Origin of the sequence: Nonomuraea recticatena (genome assembly GCF_039533245.1) — a bacterium.
In the GTDB taxonomy this organism is placed as follows: Bacteria; Actinomycetota; Actinomycetes; order Streptosporangiales; family Streptosporangiaceae; genus Nonomuraea; species Nonomuraea roseola.
Genome location: NZ_BAAATE010000011.1, coordinates 191,645 through 208,301, shown reverse-complemented (window position 1 = coordinate 208,301; position 16,657 = coordinate 191,645). Strand labels below are relative to the sequence as shown.

Below are 16,657 nucleotides of genomic sequence, written 5' to 3'. Positions count from 1 at the left end.
GGGGTTCCCGTCAGACTGGGTTGAGGCTCGGGCTGCCGGGCTCGATGACGAACGAGCCCGAGGTGTAGGCGGGGGCGTGCGGCTCGGTCACGCGGGACAGGGATCGGAAGTCCACCTTCATCTCGGTCTGCGAGATGCGGCTCCTGACGTAGCCGCGGCGGCCGTTGAAGAACTTCACGTGCGGGTTCTCCCGCAGGAGCGCCTCGGTGTTCCAGTACTCGTCCACGCCGTCGCCCGCGCTGCTGACCGACGTGGTGACCAGCTCGACGGCCACCGACTTCGAGCCGGGGTCCTGGTGGTCGCGCTTGAGCTCGCCCGCCCAGTGCGAGTGCACGTCGCCGGTGAGCACGACGCCGTTGCGGCCATGGTCGTCGATGGCGGCGGCCAGGCGGTTGCGGGAGGCGACGTAGCCGTCCCAGCCCTCGTTGGACCAGCCCCTCTGCTCGCCGAGGACCCAGTCCATCTCCATCATGAAGACCTGCTGGCCGAACAGGTCCCAGGTGGCCGACGACGAGCGCAGCTCGCCCTCCAGCCAGGCCTCCTGCTCTCGGCCCAGAATCGTGCGGTCGGCGTCGAAGCGCTCCACACACTCGGGGCCGACCGTTCCCGCCGGGACCACGCAGGCGTACAGGTCGCGGTACTGCCGGGTGTCGAGCAGGTGCAGGTTGGCCACCGCGCCCCAGCGGATGCTGCGGTAGAGGTGGAGCTTATGGCCGTCGGGGCGCTGCGCCCTGCGCAGCGGCATGTTCTCGTAGTAGGCCTGGAAGGCGGCGGCCCTGCGCGGCAGGAACGGCGGCTCCGGCTGCTCGGGGACGTCCGCCGCCCAGCCGTTCTCGATGTCGTGGTCGTCCCACACGACCACCCATGGCGCGATGGCGTGCGCCTGCTGCAGGTCGGGATCGCTCTTGTGCTGGGCGTGCCGTAATCGGTATCCGGCCAGGTCGAGGCACTCTCCCCCGGCCTGGTCGCGCACGGGGTACTTGTAGTCGCCGTACTCGTAGAAGTAGTCGCCGAGGAAGGCGACGAGGTCGGGGTGGTCCTCGGCCATCCTGCGGTAGGCGGTGAACCAGCCGACCTGGTAGTCGGCGCAGGAGGTGAAGGCGAGGTTCAGCTCTCGGCTGCGCGCGCCGGGCGCGGGGGCGGTCAGCGTGCGGCCCACGGGCGAGATCTCGTCGCCCGCGCGGAAGCGGTAGAAGTACTCGGCGCCCGAGTCCAGGCCGTCGAGCTCGACGTGCACGCTGTGCGCCGCCTCCGGCCTGGCGATCTCGGCGCCCTGCCGTACGACCTGCCTGAAGTTCTCGTCCTTGGCGACCTGCCACCGCACGGGCACCGGACGGCCCGGCATGCCGCCGAGGCCGTCGAGGGCGGTCGGGTCCATGGCGAGGCGGGTCCACAGGACCACCCCGCGCGGGTCGGGCTCGCCCGAGGCGACGCCGAGCTGGAAGGGATCGGACAGCGGGGTGCGCCGGGCCGCCGCCGCCGGGCGCGCGGGTGAGACACCCGGCGCGGCGACGAGGCCCAGGCCCCCGGCGAGGAGCGAACGCCGAGTGATCATTTGATGGTCGCGTTCCCCTCGGTCACGGCCTGGTCGGCGGCCTGCTGGGGGGTGATCTTGCCGAGGTACATCTCGTTGAAGATCTGGTTGAGCTTCGGTTCGAAGCCGGGGAAGCCGGTGGTGACCGGCAGGTTGAAGGTGGTGCCCTCGGTCTGCTTCAGGTACGGCGCGACGTCGATCTTCTTGGTCTTCCAGTAGTCGACATAGCCCTGGGAGAGACCGCCGAGGGCGGGGATGACGAACCCCTCGTCGGCCATCAGCTTCTGCGGCTCCCTGGTGGACAGGTAGGCCGCGAGCTTCATCGCCTCGTCAGGGTGGTCGGTCTTGGCGTAGACGGCCTCGGACAGGCCGTTGATGTTGACCGCGCGACCCGCGGGGCCTTCGGGCATCATGGCGACGCCGATCTCGAAGGTGGACTCGGGCGCCACGAACGGGAGCAGCGCGTTGTTGGCGGGGAACATCGCCACCTCGCCGGCCTGGAACATCTCCGTGGCCTTGCCCGTCGGCGGGTTGGTCCTGGTGGCCGGCGGCGAGACGTGGTGCTTGTTGACCAGGTCCACCCCGAACTGCAGGGCCTGGACAGAGGCGGCGTCGTTGAAGGCGTAGGCGCCGAAGGGCTTGTCGAGCAGCTTGCCGCCGTTGGAGACGACCCAGTTCATCCACTGGGTCTGGTAGTGGTTCCACGAGGCGAAGCCGTACGTCTTGACCTTGGTGGGGTCGAAGCCGTCCTCGCCCGGATGCTTGCCGCCCTCGTCCACGGTGAGCTTGCGGGCCAGGTCGAGGAAGGTGCCGCTGCCGTCGGCCTTCCAGGTGAGGGTCTCGGGCATCTCGACGCCCGCGCGCTCGAACAGGTCCTTGTTGTACAGCAGGCCGACGATGCCCAGGTCCTTGGGGACGCCGTACAGCTTGCCCTCATGGGTGTAGGACTCGACGACGTTCTTGTCGTAGGCGGCGGTGTCGAGCTTGAGCGGGGACAGGTCGGCGAGCACGCCCTTGGTGACGTACTCGGGGAACTGGCCGGTGTTCATCCAGAACAGGTCGGGCGCGGTGCCCGCGACCGCGTCGGCGGTCAGCTTGGTCCAGTACTGGTCCCATGGCAGGACCTCGATGGTGACGTCGATGGTCGGATTGGCCTTCTCGAAGGCCGCCATGATCTTGTCGTAGCCGACCCTCTGCTGCTCGTCCCAGATGCGGTAGGTGAGCGCGACCTTGTCGCTCTCGCCTCCGCCCGAGTCTCCGGAGCCGCAGGCGGTCAGGGTGAGCATGGCGGCGCCGAGCAGCGCTCCCGCCATGCGGAATCGGGGGGTGATCATGATTCGCCTTTCACTTCAGACCGGTGAGGACCACCGACCGGACGATGTAGCGCTGGAAGAAGACGAAGATGGCGATCATGGGGACCAGGGCGATGAGGCCGCCGGCCATCATGAGGTTGTAGTCGACGCCGATGCCGACCTTGAGGCCGGCTAGCGCCACGGTCATGACCTTGGTGCCGTCGCCGCTGGTGATGATCAGGGGCCACAGGAAGCTGTTCCACGACGAGATCACCGTGATGATCGCGAGGGTGCCGAGGGCGGGCCTGCACAGCGGCAGCAGGATGCGCACCAGGATCGTCATCGGCCCCGCCCCGTCGATCCTGGCCGCCTCTTCGAGGCCGCCGGGCAGAGCGCGGAAGAACTGCCGCATCAGGAAGATCCCGTACGGCGTGCCGAGGATGTACGGCGCGAGCAGGCCGTACCAGGTGTTGATGACGTCGAGCTCGCGCATGATGAGGAACAGCGGGATCATGGTCACCGCGCTGGGCACCATCATGGTCGCCACGTACAGCCAGAACAGCGCGTCCCTGCCGCGGAAGCGCAGCCTGGCGAAGGCGTAGGCGGCGAACGTGGTGAAGACGAGCTGGCCGATCGTCAGCGCGGCGGTCATCAGCACGGTGTTGCCGAGGTAGCGGGGGAAGTCGCCGCCGAGCAGCCTGGTGATGTTGGCCAGGGTCGGCGGCAGACCGGGCAGCCACGGGTCGGTGGAGTTGAGCTGCCCCTGCGTCTTGAAGGCGGTGAGCACGACGAGCAGGTAGGGGAAGACCGAGACGAAGGCGCCGGTCAGCAGGGCGGCGTAGAGAAGGAATCGCTTCATGGCTCCTCAGCTCACGTCGTAGGTGGTGCGCCTGCCGAAGAAGCGGACCTGTGCCAGCGTCACGGCCAGGATGATCGCGAAGAGCAGCATCGAGAGCGTCGAGGCGTAGCCGAAGTCGAACTCCCTGAAGGCGGTGCCGTAGATCCGGAAGTTGAGCACCTCGGTGCTCTGGCTGGGCCCGCCGTCCGTCATCACGAAGACGGTGTCGAAGACCTGGAAGGCGCCGATCAGGTTGGTCACCATGACGAAGAACATCGTGGGGTTGAGCAGCGGCAGCGTGATCCTGAGGAAGCGCTGCCGGGGGGTGGCGCCGTCGGTGGCGGCGGCCTGGTGGAGCTCGCGCGGGATGCCCTGCAGGCCGGCCAGGAAGAACAGCATGTTGTAGCCGGTGTTCTGCCAGACGGTCACCAGGGCGATCGCGGGCAGCGCCCATGCGGGATCGGACAACCAGTCGGGCCCGGTGATCCCCACCAGGGCCAGCGCGCTGTTGATCGCGCCGTCACGGGGGTCGAAGACCCAGTTCCAGACCAGGCCGATCACGATCGGCGTGGCCATCCACGGCACGACGAACAGCGCGCGGTAGATCTTCACGCCTTTCGCGCGCTGGTTGAGCAGGAGCGCGAGACCGAGCGCGAGGAGCGTCTGCAGCGGCACGCACAGCAGCACGTACAGCAGCGTCACGAGCAGCGAGTGCCAGGCCTCGCCGTCGCCCGCCAGGCGGCGGTAGTTGTCCAGGCCCACGAAGGCCGGCTCGGAGAGCAGTTCCCAGTCGAAGAAGCTCAGCCCGAAGACGATGACGACGGGCAGCAGCAGGAAGGCGAAGACGCCGAACAGGCTGGGGCCGATGAACAGGTAGGCGTACCACTCGCCGGAGCGGCGCCGCCTGGGACCCGCTCCCGGACGGGCGGCTCCTGGCTCGGCCTTCTCTCGGTCGCGGGCCAGGAGCGTCGCCATCACGACGGCTCCGTGCGGGTGGGGATCATCAGGCGTCTGGTCGTCTCCATGCCCCAGTCGTCGAGCGCCGCGATGGGGTCGCTCGAACCGCGCAGGCCGCCGGTGGCGTCGATGTGCGCGGCCCACTCCTCGCGCGCCTCCACCCCCGGACGGGCCATGATGCAGTCGGGGTCGTTGACCCACCAGCGCGCGTGCAGGAACTCCCTTGCCGCGCCGGTGAGCCTGGCGCCGAGCTGGGACGGCTGGCTGATGTCGCCCGCCTTGGGCTGGAGCGTGGGGGCGATGTCGGGGCTGACCCGCATGATGTCCACCAGGCCGATGCTGGGCAGCATCGGCGCGCCGCACCCGTGCAGGGTGGCGTCGGCGCCCGCGCCCTCGCGGATCAGCTCCAGGCCGAGGCGGTAGGCCGCGATGGGGTCGATGTCCCGGTGGCGGCGGCCGGCGAGGGCTCCCGCGTAGACGAAGTCCAGCTTGAAGTGCGTGATGCCGAGCCCTCTGAACGACCTGAAGACGTTCACCAGGTGGGCGGCGGCCTCGGGGTGGGTGACGTCGAGGACGGCCAGGCCCTGGTCCCACATGCGTCCGGCGTCCGCGCCGCCGACCAGCCACTCGGGATGCTCGCGGAAGACGCGGCTGCGCTCGCCCACCAGAAAGGGCGCGGTCCAGATGCCGGCCCGCCTGCCGGCTTCGACGACGGCGGCGCTCGCCCGCTCCAGTGAGCCGAATCCGGGACGCGGCTCCAGCCAGTCGCCGATCTCCGCCTCGTAGCCGTCGTCGATGAGGAACATGTCGGCGCCGAGGCCGTGCCGCTCGGACAGGCGCAGGTTCTCCACGACGTCGTCCTCGGTGACCTTGTCCCAGTAGCCGTACCAGGTGCACCACATGGGCGCGACCGCGGGAAAGCTCGCGGGGGCGAAGCCGGTGGCCATGGTGTCGGCCCAGCCGCGCAGCGCCCGATCCAGCCCGCCTTCGGCCTGCCAGTGCCGTACGGGGCCGTCGGAGGAGACGACCACGCGGCCGCTTTCGAGGCGGGCGCGGATGGAGGGCACCTCGAGCGGGCCCGGTGCCGACCAGACCTCCACGGGGCCCCCGTCGCCCGGGTCGAGGGCGAGCAGGCCCTCGCCCTGGAACAGCCCGTCGGGGACGGGGGTCTCAGGGCGGTAGCAGAGCGTCTGGATGGTGGGGTCGGCCGCTCTGGGCGGCCGTTCGTCCAGGCGGTAGGCGCCCGTCGGGCTCCACGACTGCCAGCCGTGCTCGAACACCAGCGCTGTCCTGGGATCGCAACCGACCTCGCCGACCTCTTCAAACGGCATGAGAAGCCCTTCCTGTCGCCTAGTTACGAAGGAGCGCTTCATTAGTAGCACCGCGCTTATCCGAGGGTCAATGGACACCTTTGGGGAAAAGCGCCTGGCGCAGCCCGGAGAGGTCTCCGTCTGGTGCACACTTAATGAGGAGACCTACATTAGGAGGTGGCGATGGCGAACCTGCGTGGCGGCGATCTGTCCCGGCTACGGCAGCTGAACTCGCTGTCGGCGATCAGGGCACTTCGCGGCGCGGGACCGCTCACGCTGTCGGCGCTGGCCGAGCGCACCGGCCTGTCCAGGCCCTCCACGAAGGAGGTCGTGGACGAGCTGGCGCAGGTGGGCTGGGTGGAGGAGGTGCCGCCGAGCCCCGGCACGATGGGCAGGCCCGCGCGACGCTACCGCTTCAGGGCCAACTGCGGCTACCTGGTCGGCATCGACATAGGGGCGCACAACGTGCGGGCCGCGCTCGCCGACCTCGACGGCCAGGTCCTGGCAGAGACCAGGCAGCCGGCGCTGCCGGGCGCCCCGCTCGACGACCGGCTCGCGGCGATCGAGAGGGCGGTGTCCGGATGCCTGACGCTGAGCGGGAAGACGGTGGCCGACCTCTGGACGGTGGCCGTCGGCACCACGGGCATCGTCACCCCCGACGGCAGGGTCGCCTACTCCGCGTCGGTGCCGTCCTGGACCGGCCTCGACCTGGCAGGACGGCTGCGCGAGATGTTCCCCTGCGAGGTGCTGGTGGAGAACGACAGCAGGCTGGCCGCCCTGGCCGAGAGCAGGCGCGGGGTGGCCCGAGGCTCGCGCGACGTGGTCTTCCTGCACGTGGCCAGGCGCATGGGAGCGGCGTTGATCATCGATGGGCGGCTGCACCGCGGCTTCGGCACGGCGGCGGGCGAGATCGGCATGCTGCCGGAGATGCGCTGGCTGCGGGCCACCGACCATCTGAACGAGTGCGCCATCGTGCCCGAGGAGACCGCGCCCGAGGACGCGGCTGGCTACACGCTGGCCGCGGCCAGGAGCGGCGATCCCGTGGCTCTCGACGCGGTCGGCCGCTACCTGGACGACCTGGCTGTGGGGGCCGCCGCGATGGCGTTGCTGCTGGATCCGGAGGTCGTGGTGCTGGGCGGCGGCTTCTCCCGCGCGGCCGACGTGCTGCTGGAGCCGCTGCGGGAGCGGCTCGAGCGCTCCTGCATGCGGATGCCCGAGGTGCTGGCCTCGACACTGGGCGAGGAGTGCGTGGTGCTCGGCGCGATCGACTACGCCGTCGACCACCTCGACCGCCAGCACTTCACGGCCGACGCCGGCCCCGTCCCGCCGCAGGCGGCCGTGACGAGCCGCTGACCCGGCCGCCCCGGCGAAGTCGCCGACCCGACGGGCCCTCACGGGTCGCCGACGCGACGACTGACCGGCAGGGGCGCCGGCCTGACGGGCAGGGGGCGCGGGACGGCGGGCGTCCCGCGCCCCTGGGCCTGGTCAGTCGTCGCGGTCGCCCGGCTCGGCGGGGCACGGGTCGCCGATGTGGACGGGCGGGACCGGCCGCAGCACCCGGCGCCGCTGCTCGGTCAGCTCCTTCAGCCAGGCCTCGTCGTAGGCGTAGCCGTACCTGCTGCTCGTCCAGACCGGCCCGTACCTGTAGATGACGACCCTGCGCTCGCCGGGGTTGGTGCGGGTGGAGCCGCCGTGCATGAGCCCGTCGACGAACAGCAGGGCGTCGCCCTTGGCCAGGTGGACGGGCACCGCGCCCGGCAGGGTGTCCATGCGGTCGCCCCTGGCGTAGTCACCGGCCAGCGGGTGAGGGAGGTTCGACTTGTGGGAGCCGGGCACGACCATCGTCGCGCCGTCGCCCTCTCCGATGTCGGTGAGGGCCAGGATGACGTTGACCTGGGCGCACCTGAAGACGCCGTGGGAATAGCCGTAGCTGCCGCGCAGCGCGCCGCGGTAGCCGCCCGAGTGCACCGGGTGGTGGCCGCCCGACTCGCGGATCGAGGCGATGGTCTCGTCGATGAACACGCCGGGCACGTAGCTGTCCTCCTCCCCCGCGAAGTGCTTCACGAGGGCGAACCAGCTCGGGTGGTCGACCAGCTCCTCGAACGGCCGGCCTGCGGCCACGGCCTGGTGCAGCTCGAAGCCGGTCTCCGGGGTGTAGTCGCGACGCTGCGCGCCCCGGTACCAGTCGCCGCGCGCCAGGTCGCGGGGGAAGGCGTCGAACTCCGCGTCGAGCCGTGCGAGCAGGTCGCCGTCGACCGCGTTCTCGAGAATGAGGTAGCCGTTGAGGTCGAACAGGAAGTCGTCGAGTTCCGACATGGTGCGTGCCTCCAGGCGAGGTGGGGATGCCCCCAACTCTGCGGTGCCACACCCCATGAGGTCATCCGGCCCGGATCGCCGACCTGTCGCATATCCTCAAGGTGTGCGATCGCTGGTGCAGGTGGTCGGCTTGCAGACGTTCCACGTGACCTCGGGGCCGATGCCCACCTCGCACATCCACCCCGAGGTGGAGCTCAACCTCGTGCTGTCGGGCGGCGCCCGCTACGCGACCGTCTGGGGCACGCTCGACCTGCCGCCGGGACGGCTGGCCGCCTTCTGGGGCGGCTATCCGCACCGCCTGGTCTCCGAGCACGACGTCGACTTCCTCTGGGCCACCATTCCGCTGGCCGACCTCACGGGCACGCCCGCGCTGCGCGGCCCGCTGGACCGGCTGCTCCAGGGCGAGTTCCTGTACGGCACCGCCGAGGAGGGCCCGCACGACGCCTTCCTGATGGCCCGGTGGGACACCGACCTCAGGCCCGGCCCGCGGCCCGACGTGGCCGAGATGTGCCTGCTGGAGATGCACGCCCGCCTGGCCCGTCTGGCGCGAGGGCGGCGCCCCGCGAGGACGGCGGGCGAGAGCGAGGCCAGGGCGGCCGAGCGCATGCTGGCCGTCGTCGCCCGCCGCTACACCGAGGACCTCACGGTGGACGGCATCGCCGCCGACGCCGGTGTGCACCCGACCTACGCCGCGCTGGCCTTCAAGCAGACGCTGGGCATGCCGGTGTGGCAGTACGTCACCAGGCTGCGCGTGGCCCACGCGCGCCGCCTGTTGTCGGTCACCGGCTGGGGCGTCGACAGGGTCGCGCACGAGAGCGGGTTCCAGACGCGGTCGAGCTTCTACCGCGCCTTCCGCGACGCGCTCGGCAGGACACCGACCGAGTACCGGCGTCAGCCCGACTCCATGCTGTGACGCAGGCGGCGGCGGTACTCCCTCGGCGACAGCCCGAACGCCCTGCTGAAGACGCGGCTGAAGTGGAAGGGGCTGACGAATCCCGACGCGTCGGCGACCTGGCCCACGTCCATGTCGGTGACCTCGAGGAGCCTGGCGGCGTGCCGGACCCTCGCCTCCCTGACCGCCTGCATCGGGGTGCGGCCCGTCTGCTCGGAGAACAGGTGCGCCAGCCTCGACGGCGACAGCGCGACCACGCGGGCCAGGGAGGCGACCGTGTGCGGGGCCGAGGGCTCGGCCGCGATCAGCGCCTGGACCTGTCTGACGCGCGGATCGCCGCCCCCAGGCCTGCGAGCCGCCGCCGTGGCCAGCAGCAGCACCTCCTCGACCGCCCCCATGACCAGCTCGCGGGCCTCGGCGGCGGCCGCCACGACCGGCTGGACAGGCTGGGAGGGAGAGGCGGGCGCGCCGTGCCCCGACCACCTGGCGTCGGCGCCCGCGCGAAGAAGCGCCTGCTCCACCCGGTCGTGCCCGGCGCCGTGGATCACGTGGCAGCCGGGCGCCAGCGCGTACGGCGCCAGCCACGGCAGCCAGGCGGGCCTCGGCTGGAAGTGCACCCACCAGAACCGCCACCGCTGCTGACCCGGCGCGGTCCTGTAGTACTGGGCCGCCCCAGGCCCGAGCACGACCAGGTCACCCGGGCCTGCCGTGGTGCGCACGCCCGCCTGCTCGACCAGCCCCGCCCCTGCCTGCGTCCACATCAGCAGCCAGCTGGGCGAGCCGCCGGTACGGCGCGTCGCGTATCCGGAGTGCTGGTCGAAGTGGCCGACGATCACCAGCTCGGCAGCAGGAACGGACATGTCCTCAACCGTCACGGGCATACCATCGCACGGCCGCGCTGCCTAGCGTGAGAGGCATGAGGACCGCAGACTTCCACGACCAGGGGTACGTCGTCGTGCCCGGACTGCTCGACGCGGAGGAGGTGGCCGAGCTGCGCGACGAGTTCATGCGGATGCACGAGCGCGGCCCGATCCCCGGGCACTTCACGCCGACGCCGCAGGAGCCCGGCGGGCCGTACGACATCCTCCGCGAGTTCCCCAGGGTGATGCACCCGCACCAGGTGAACGACGTCGCCCTGCGCTACCTGCTCGACCCCAGGATCGCCGCCATCCTGCGCGAGCTGCTCGGCGAGGAGCCGATAGCAGCGCAGAGCATGTTCTACTTCAAGCCGCCGGGCGCGAGGGGGCAGGCGTTGCACCAGGACAACTTCTACCTGCGGGTCGAGCCTGGCACCTGTGTCGCCGCCTGGATCGCGATCGACAGGGTCGACAGGGCCAACGGCGGGCTCGAGGTGGTGCCAGGCACGCACTTGATGGACCTGTTCTGCCCCGAGGAGGCCGACACCGAGGTCTCCTTCACCCGCGAGTACGTCCCGCCGCCGCCCGGCCTGGAGCGCGCGCCCGTCGACATGAACCCCGGTGACGTGCTGTTCTTCAACGGCAGCCTGGTGCACGGCTCGGAGCCCAACTCGACGGCCGACCGGTTCAGGCGCAGCTTCATCTGCCATTACGTCGGACGCTCCACCGAGCGGATCTCCTCCTGGTACCCGACGCTCACCATGGCGGGCGAGCCCGTGGGGATCGCCGCCTCGACCGGCGGCGGCCCGTGCGGGACCGAGACGGCGGTGGGGCCTCACTAGACCGCAGGGCCCGACCACCGCGGCCGTTCACCTCGGTGCCAGCGAGATGGACCGTCTCGCGGGCCTCTACCGGCCGCGGCCCTGACATTCCCGTGTCCTAATATTCCGGGGCATGCGTGTTCTGCTCGCCGGGGCGACCGGCGCCATCGGCCGCCAGTTGCTGCCCCTGCTCCTGTCGGCGGGGCACACCGTCGTCGGCACCTCCAGGTCCGCCTCGGGGGTGGCCGCGATCAGGGCGGCGGGCGCCGATGCCGTACGGCTGGACGTCTTCGACCGCGACGCCACCTTCCGGGCGCTCGCCGACGCCAGGCCCGACGCGGTGATCCACCAGCTGACCGCGCTGGGCGAGCGGCGCTTCGACGAGAACGCCCGCATCCGGCGCGAGGGCACCCGCAACCTGGTCGAGGCGGCGGTGAAGGCGGGCACGGGACAGATCGTCGCGCAGTCGATCTCGTGGGTGTACGGGCCCGGCGCCGCTCCCGCCACGGAGGACGAGCCGCTCGACGCCTCAAGGGAGGGACTGGTCGGCCCCGCGAGGGCGCTGGAGGAGGCCGCCGCCTCGATGGAGCGGCACGTCGTGCTCCGCTACGGCCTGCTCTACGGGCCGGGCACCTGGTACTCCCCCGGCGGGTGGGCCGAGGGTGAGCTGCGCGAGGGACGGCTGGCCGCGGGGGCCGCGGTCAGCTCGTTCGTGCACGTCGTGGACGCGGCGCGGGCGGCGCTGCTGGCGCTCGACTGGCCCGACGGAGTGGTCAACGTGGTGGACGACGAGCCCGCCGCGGCCTGGGAGTGGGTCCCCGCGCTGGCCGCCGCCCTGGACCTCCCCGCTCCCCCGCTCACGGTGGGGCGAGAGGGGTGGGAGCGCGGGGCCTCGAACGCCAAGGCCCGCGCGCTCGGCTGGCGGCCCGCCCACCCGTCGTGGCGGACCGGCTTCCCCGAACTCACCCGCTGATCGCCCCGTCAGAACCGCCAGCGGGTCTGGCCGTACTCGCCCTCCCTGGCGAATCCGAAGGCCTGCTGGGGCGCGACCGCGAAGACCAGCGCCCTGCCGCCCTCACCCGCGAAGGCGCCGTCAGCCACGTCGAAGTGCCAGCTTGGGCCGTACTTCTCCTCGTAGGCGGCGGCCAGCCGCCGCAGCGCCTGCTCGTCGCGCACCTGGACCGCCTCGCCCTCGACCACCACGTCGGTCCCCTCGGTGAGGGAGTTGCCGCCGGTGGTGAGGACGCAGCGGGTGTTGGTCTCCAGGTTCCTGGCCTTGCGCTCGGCCGGGCCCGTGCAGAAGTGCAGCGCGCCGTCCAGCCAGATGCCGATCAGCGGCGTGACGTGCGGCCTCCCGTCTGGGCGCACGGTCGACAGCCAGTAGATCTCCGCGCGCTCCAGCAGGCCGCGCGCGTCGGACCAGCTGACCGGGGTCGCCTTGTCGCTGCTGAACCGGGCGTCGAGCTCGGTCGTGGGCTCTTTCTCTGCCATGCCTTCCGGCATATCACTTGGGGAAGGAGCGGCGCACGAGGGCGCGCACGTCTTTCTCGAGCTCGGGGACGGGACCCTCGACCTGAATGCCGGGGACGACCTCCTGGATCGGAATCGGCCTGACCGGCGAGGCGGGCGCGCCGAGCTCGGCCCGCCATGCGGTGAGCTGGGCGGCGGAGGTCGCGTAGACGATGCGGCCCAGGCCCGCCCATCCGTGGGCGGCCGAGCACATCGGGCAGTGCTCGCCCGAGGTGTAGAGGGTCGTGGCCGCGCGCTCCTCGGCGGGCAGGTGGGTGGCCGCCCACCTGGCCAGGTCGATCTCGGGATGCCTGGTCGGGTCGCCGGAGGTGGTCTCGTGGTTGCGTCCCTCTCCGAGGACGGTGCCGTCGGCGGCGACAAGGACCGAGCCGAACGGGTCGTCGCCCGCCTCGACGGCCTCTGCCGCCAGTTCCACACAACGTCGTAGATGCCGTAGATCGATCTCGTTCACAAGGCCATGCTAGAGGCGGCCTCGCCTGCCGCCCCCGCGACCACGCCACGATCGCCGCAGACCCCGTGTCGCCCCTGCGCAGTCCACGCGAGGCCGACCCTTCAGGACGGCCCGCCCCAGGCGGCACGCGCAGCCCGGCCACGCGAGGCCGATCGCCCGCGACCCGCACGCCCGGGACCGGACGTGCGGGACCGCACCAGCGCAACCAGGGCCGTCGAACCGGGCCCGTGGGACCGCACGCCCGAGACCCGACCCGTGGGACCGGACGCGCGAGTTTCGAATCCGGTCCTGAAGGGGTCAGCGTAGGAAGGCGGCGGCGACGCCCGCGTCCACCGGGATGTGGAGTCCCGTCGTGAGCGACAGGTCGCCGCCGGTCAGGGCGAAGACCGCCGCGGCGATGTGCTCGGGAAGCACCTCGCGCTTCAGCAGCGTCCGCTGGGCGTAGAACTCGCCGAGCTTCTCCTCCTCGACCCCGTACACCGCCGCCCTGTTGGCGCCCCACCCGGACGCGAAGATGCCCGAGCCCCGCACCACCCCGTCGGGGTTGACGCCGTTGACGCGGACGCCGTGCGCGCCGAGCTCGGCCGCCAGCAGCCGCACCTGGTGGGCCTGGTCGGCCTTGGCGGCTCCGTAGGCGACGTTGTTGGGCCCGGCGAAGACGGCGTTCTTGGAGGAGATGTAGACGATGTCGCCCCCCATCTCCTGCAGCAGCAGCACCCTGGCCGCCTCGCGGGAGACGAGGAAGGAGCCGCGGGCCATGACGTCGTGCTGGAGGTTCCAGTCGTCGAGCGTGGTCTCCAGCAGCGCCCGCGACAGGGACAGGCCGGCGTTGTTGACGACCAGGTCGAGGCCGCCGAAGGCCAGGACGGCCTGCCGTACGGCCTCGACGACCTGCTCCTCGGAGGTGACGTCGACGGCCGCGGCGACGGCGACGTCGGAGGGCCGGTGGGCGCGGGCGCCGAGCTCGGCGGCGACCTTCTCGGCGGAGCCGAGATCACGGTCGGCGACGACGACGCAGGCGCCCTCGGCGGCGAGGCGGCGGGCCGTGGCCGCGCCGATGCCCGACCCGCCACCGGTGACCAGGGCCACGCGCCCGGCCAGCGGCTTGGGCTTGGGGAGGCGGCGGAGCTTGGCCTCCTCCAGCTCCCAGTACTCGATGCGGAACTTCTCCGACTCGGGGATCGGGGCGTAGACGGAGACGGCCTCGGCGCCGCGCATCACGTTGATGGCGTTGACGTAGAACTCCCCCGCGACGCGAGCGGTCTGCTTGTCCTTGCCGAAGGAGAACATGCCCACGCCGGGCACGAGCACGATGGCGGGGTCGGCGCCGCGCATCGCCGGTGAGGTGTCCACGGCGTGCCGCTCGTAGTAGGCGGCGTACTCCTCACGGTAGGCGGTGTGCAGGACGCGCAGCCGCTCCGTGACCTCCTCCAGCGACGCCTCGGGCGGCAGGTCCACGACCAGGGGGGCGACCTTGGTCCGCAGGAAGTGGTCGGGGCAGGAGGTGCCGAGGGCGGCCAGGCGCGGGTGCTCGGCCCTCGAGAGGAAGTCGAGGACCTCGGGGCTGTCGGTGTAGTGGCCGACCTGGCGGGAGTCGGTCGAGCACAGCCCCCTGACCAGCGGGAACAGCGCCGCCGCGCGCTCCCTGCGGGCCGCCTCGTCGAGCGGCTCGTGGATGACCGGGCCGAAGGGCTCGGGCCTGCCGTGCTCCTCGATGTACCGCGCGGCCGTACGGATGATCTCCAGGGAGTTGGCCTGGCACTCCTGGCTCGTCTCGCCCCACGCGGTGATCCCGTGCCCGCCGAGGACGCACCCGATCGCCTGGGGGTTGGCCGCCTGCAGCGCGGCGATGTCGAGGCCGAGCTGGAAGCCGGGACGCCGCCACGGCACCCACAGCACCCTGTCGCCGAAGATCCGCGCGGTCAGCTCGGGCCCGTCCTGCGCGGTGGCGATCGCGATGCCGGAGTCGGGGTGCAGGTGGTCGACGTGGGCGGCGTCGACGAGTCCGTGCATGGCGGTGTCGATGGACGGCGCCGCGCCGCCCTTGCCGTGCAGGCAGAAGTCGAACGCGGCGACCATCTCGTCCTCGCGCTCGACGCCCGGGTAGCCGTCGACCATGGCGCGCAGCCGGTCGAGGCGCAGGACCGCCAGCCCTTCGGCGCTGAGCGTGCCCAGGTCGCCGCCCGAGCCCTTCACCCACATGAGCTCGACGTCGCCGCCTGTCACGGGGTCGCGCTCCACCCCCTTGGCGGAGGCGTTGCCGCCCGCGAAGTTGGTGTTGCGCGGATCCGAGCCGAGGGCGTGGGCCCGGTCGAGCAGCTCGGTAACCGTCATCAGAATCTCTCCCTTGGATTGCGTGATCGAGGTGCTGTCCGTACGGCGGGCGCGGTCAGGCGCCCCAGCCCGCCTGGGCGCCGCCGACCCGCTCGGCCGCGATCTTCTCGAAGTAGCCGGACCTGGCGTAGGCGGCCATGGGGTCGGGGTCGAGCCCCATCTCCTCACGCAGCTCACCGAGCAGCGGCCTGACGTCGGTGTTGTAGGCGTCCATCAGCACGGCGTTGGCGCCGAGCACGTCACCTGCCCGCTGCGCGGCGGCGAGCGCCTCGCGGTCCACCAGGAGGGCCTTGGCGGTCGCCTCCTGGACGTTCATCACCGAGCGGATCTGGCCGGGGATCTTGGGCTCGATGTTGTGGCACTGGTCGAGCATGAAGGCGACGTGCGGGCCGTACCCGCCGCCGCCGATGACCTCGAACATGATCCGGAACAGCTGGAAGGGGTCGGCCGCGCCGACCATGAGGTCGTCGTCGGCGTAGAAGCGGGAGTTGAAGTCGAAGCCGCCGAGCTTCCCCTCGCGCAGCAGGAACGCGACGATGAACTCGATGTTGGTGCCGGGCGCGTGGTGCCCGGTGTCGACCACGACCTGCGCCTTGTCGCCCAGCTTGAGGCAGTGGGCGTAGGCGGTGCCCCAGTCGGGCACGTCGGTGACGTAGAAGGCGGGCTCGAACAGCTTGTACTCCAGCAGGAAGCGCTGGTCGTCCCCGAGCCGCTCGTAGACGGCGGCGAGCGCCTCGGCGAGCCGGTCCTGGCGCGCCCTGATGTCGTCCTGGCCCGGGTAGTTGGTGCCGTCGGAGAACCAGAGCTTGAGCGTGTCGGAGCCGGTGGCGTCCATGATGTCGACGCATTCGAGCAGGTGGCCGAGTGCCTTGCGGCGCACGACGGGGTCGGGGTGGGTGACGCTGCCCAGCTTGTAGTCGTCGTCCTGGAACACGTTGGAGTTGATGGCCCCGACGGCCACGCCGAGGTCGCGCGCGTGCCGGGCCAGCGCCGCGTAGTCGTCCACCCTGTCCCACGGGATGTGCAGCGCCACGGTGGGCGCGATCCCCGTGAAGGCGTGGACCTGCGCGGCGTCGGCCAGTTTCTCGTAGGGGTCGCGCGGCACCCCCTGCTGGGCGAACACCTTGAACCTGGTGCCCGAGTTGCCGTAGGCCCACGACGGCGTCTCGATGCGCTGCCCCCGGAGCAAATCCTTGATCACTTGTAGTCCCCGATCTCAATCCAGGTGGAAGACTTCGTCCAGCAGGAGGAACCCTCGGTCGTCCCCCTCGAAGAAGGGCGCCATCTCGGCCTGCCAGCGCGCGTCGACGTCGGTCTCGGCCATGGCCGAGCGCGCGGCCTCGTAGTCGTCGGTCTCCAGGTAGCCGACCAGCAGGCCGTCGTCGCGCAGGAAGAGCGAGTAGTTGCGCCATCCCGTCCTGCTGAGCGCCTCGAGCATCTCCGGCCACACGTTCCTGTGACGTTCGCGGTACTCCTCCAGACGATCCGGCTTGACCTTGAGAAGGAAACACACGCGCTGCACGGA

Annotated in this window: 16 protein-coding genes; 4 read left to right on the top strand and 12 right to left on the bottom strand. The window is 71.3% G+C overall.

The genetic code is table 11. The features are described 5' to 3' along the window. Nucleotides 1-10: 10 nt before the first annotated feature. The 5 genes from ABFX50_RS22745 to ABFX50_RS22725 are packed head-to-tail and all read right to left on the bottom strand — an operon-like array spanning nucleotide 11 to nucleotide 5,952. Nucleotides 11-1,555, bottom strand: coding sequence for an alkaline phosphatase D family protein (locus ABFX50_RS22745; RefSeq protein ID WP_346149349.1), 1,545 nt, complete (start codon nucleotides 1,553-1,555; stop codon nucleotides 11-13). Beyond that, entirely contained in the window at nucleotides 1,552-2,868 is a 1,317-nt protein-coding gene (locus tag ABFX50_RS22740; protein WP_346149347.1) for an ABC transporter substrate-binding protein, read from the bottom strand. Before ABFX50_RS22740 ends, ABFX50_RS22745 begins: the two co-directional genes overlap by 4 nt. 10 nt (nucleotides 2,869-2,878) lie before the next feature. Next, a complete protein-coding gene (locus tag ABFX50_RS22735; protein ID WP_346149345.1) occupies nucleotides 2,879-3,685 on the bottom strand; it encodes a carbohydrate ABC transporter permease in 807 nt (268 codons plus the stop codon). A 6-nt stretch (nucleotides 3,686-3,691) separates the two neighbouring features. Continuing rightward, nucleotides 3,692-4,639, bottom strand: coding sequence for a carbohydrate ABC transporter permease (locus ABFX50_RS22730; RefSeq protein ID WP_346149433.1), 948 nt, complete (start codon nucleotides 4,637-4,639; stop codon nucleotides 3,692-3,694). Beyond that, nucleotides 4,639-5,952, bottom strand: a complete 1,314-nt coding sequence (locus ABFX50_RS22725) for a glycoside hydrolase family 36 protein (protein ID WP_346149343.1) — start codon at nucleotides 5,950-5,952, stop codon at nucleotides 4,639-4,641. The genes ABFX50_RS22730 and ABFX50_RS22725 overlap by 1 nt, the downstream gene beginning before the upstream one ends. Before the next feature lie 162 nt (nucleotides 5,953-6,114). On the opposite strand from ABFX50_RS22725, the gene ABFX50_RS22720 reads away from it, so the two are divergent. Then, the gene (locus tag ABFX50_RS22720) at nucleotides 6,115-7,284 is read left to right on the top strand and encodes an ROK family transcriptional regulator (RefSeq protein WP_346149341.1); all 1,170 of its coding nucleotides are present in this window, start codon (nucleotides 6,115-6,117) and stop codon (nucleotides 7,282-7,284) included. A 132-nt stretch (nucleotides 7,285-7,416) separates the two neighbouring features. Here the strand turns inward: ABFX50_RS22720 and ABFX50_RS22715 are convergent, their stop codons facing one another. Beyond that, nucleotides 7,417-8,247, bottom strand: a complete 831-nt coding sequence (locus tag ABFX50_RS22715; protein ID WP_346149339.1) for a phytanoyl-CoA dioxygenase family protein — start codon at nucleotides 8,245-8,247, stop codon at nucleotides 7,417-7,419. A gap of 103 nt (nucleotides 8,248-8,350) precedes the next feature. Here ABFX50_RS22715 and ABFX50_RS22710 point away from each other — a divergent pair, with 103 nt between their 5' ends. Then, the gene (locus ABFX50_RS22710) at nucleotides 8,351-9,160 is read left to right on the top strand and encodes a helix-turn-helix domain-containing protein (protein WP_346149337.1); all 810 of its coding nucleotides are present in this window, start codon (nucleotides 8,351-8,353) and stop codon (nucleotides 9,158-9,160) included. On the opposite strand, the gene ABFX50_RS22705 is transcribed toward ABFX50_RS22710, so the two are convergent. After that, complete coding sequence (locus ABFX50_RS22705; protein ID WP_346149335.1) at nucleotides 9,139-9,999, bottom strand: helix-turn-helix domain-containing protein; 861 nt, start codon at nucleotides 9,997-9,999, stop codon at nucleotides 9,139-9,141. The two genes, ABFX50_RS22710 and ABFX50_RS22705, sit on opposite strands and share 22 nt — an antisense overlap. Before the next feature lie 56 nt (nucleotides 10,000-10,055). On the opposite strand from ABFX50_RS22705, the gene ABFX50_RS22700 reads away from it, so the two are divergent. After that, nucleotides 10,056-10,838 (top strand): phytanoyl-CoA dioxygenase family protein, encoded by a 783-nt coding sequence (locus ABFX50_RS22700; protein ID WP_346149333.1) that lies wholly within the window; start codon nucleotides 10,056-10,058, stop codon nucleotides 10,836-10,838. A gap of 112 nt (nucleotides 10,839-10,950) precedes the next feature. Then, nucleotides 10,951-11,790 (top strand): NAD-dependent epimerase/dehydratase family protein, encoded by an 840-nt coding sequence (locus ABFX50_RS22695; protein ID WP_346149331.1) that lies wholly within the window; start codon nucleotides 10,951-10,953, stop codon nucleotides 11,788-11,790. Nucleotides 11,791-11,798: 8 nt separating this feature from the next. On the opposite strand, the gene ABFX50_RS22690 is transcribed toward ABFX50_RS22695, so the two are convergent. The 5 genes from ABFX50_RS22690 to ABFX50_RS22670 all read right to left on the bottom strand — a co-directional run bounded on the left by ABFX50_RS22690 (nucleotide 11,799) and on the right by ABFX50_RS22670 (nucleotide 16,654). After that, nucleotides 11,799-12,308, bottom strand: coding sequence for a pyridoxamine 5'-phosphate oxidase family protein (locus ABFX50_RS22690; RefSeq protein WP_346149329.1), 510 nt, complete (start codon nucleotides 12,306-12,308; stop codon nucleotides 11,799-11,801). A gap of 13 nt (nucleotides 12,309-12,321) precedes the next feature. Beyond that, complete coding sequence (locus ABFX50_RS22685; RefSeq protein ID WP_346149327.1) at nucleotides 12,322-12,798, bottom strand: nucleoside deaminase; 477 nt, start codon at nucleotides 12,796-12,798, stop codon at nucleotides 12,322-12,324. A 297-nt stretch (nucleotides 12,799-13,095) separates the two neighbouring features. Continuing rightward, a complete protein-coding gene (locus ABFX50_RS22680; RefSeq protein WP_346149325.1) occupies nucleotides 13,096-15,132 on the bottom strand; it encodes a bifunctional aldolase/short-chain dehydrogenase in 2,037 nt (678 codons plus the stop codon). A gap of 55 nt (nucleotides 15,133-15,187) precedes the next feature. After that, nucleotides 15,188-16,333, bottom strand: coding sequence for an L-rhamnose isomerase (rhaI, locus tag ABFX50_RS22675; RefSeq protein WP_183659728.1), 1,146 nt, complete (start codon nucleotides 16,331-16,333; stop codon nucleotides 15,188-15,190). A gap of 15 nt (nucleotides 16,334-16,348) precedes the next feature. Next, nucleotides 16,349-16,654: an L-rhamnose mutarotase gene (locus ABFX50_RS22670; RefSeq protein ID WP_183659727.1), complete on the bottom strand. Its 306-nt coding sequence runs from the start codon at nucleotides 16,652-16,654 to the stop codon at nucleotides 16,349-16,351. Nucleotides 16,655-16,657: the final 3 nt, after the last annotated feature.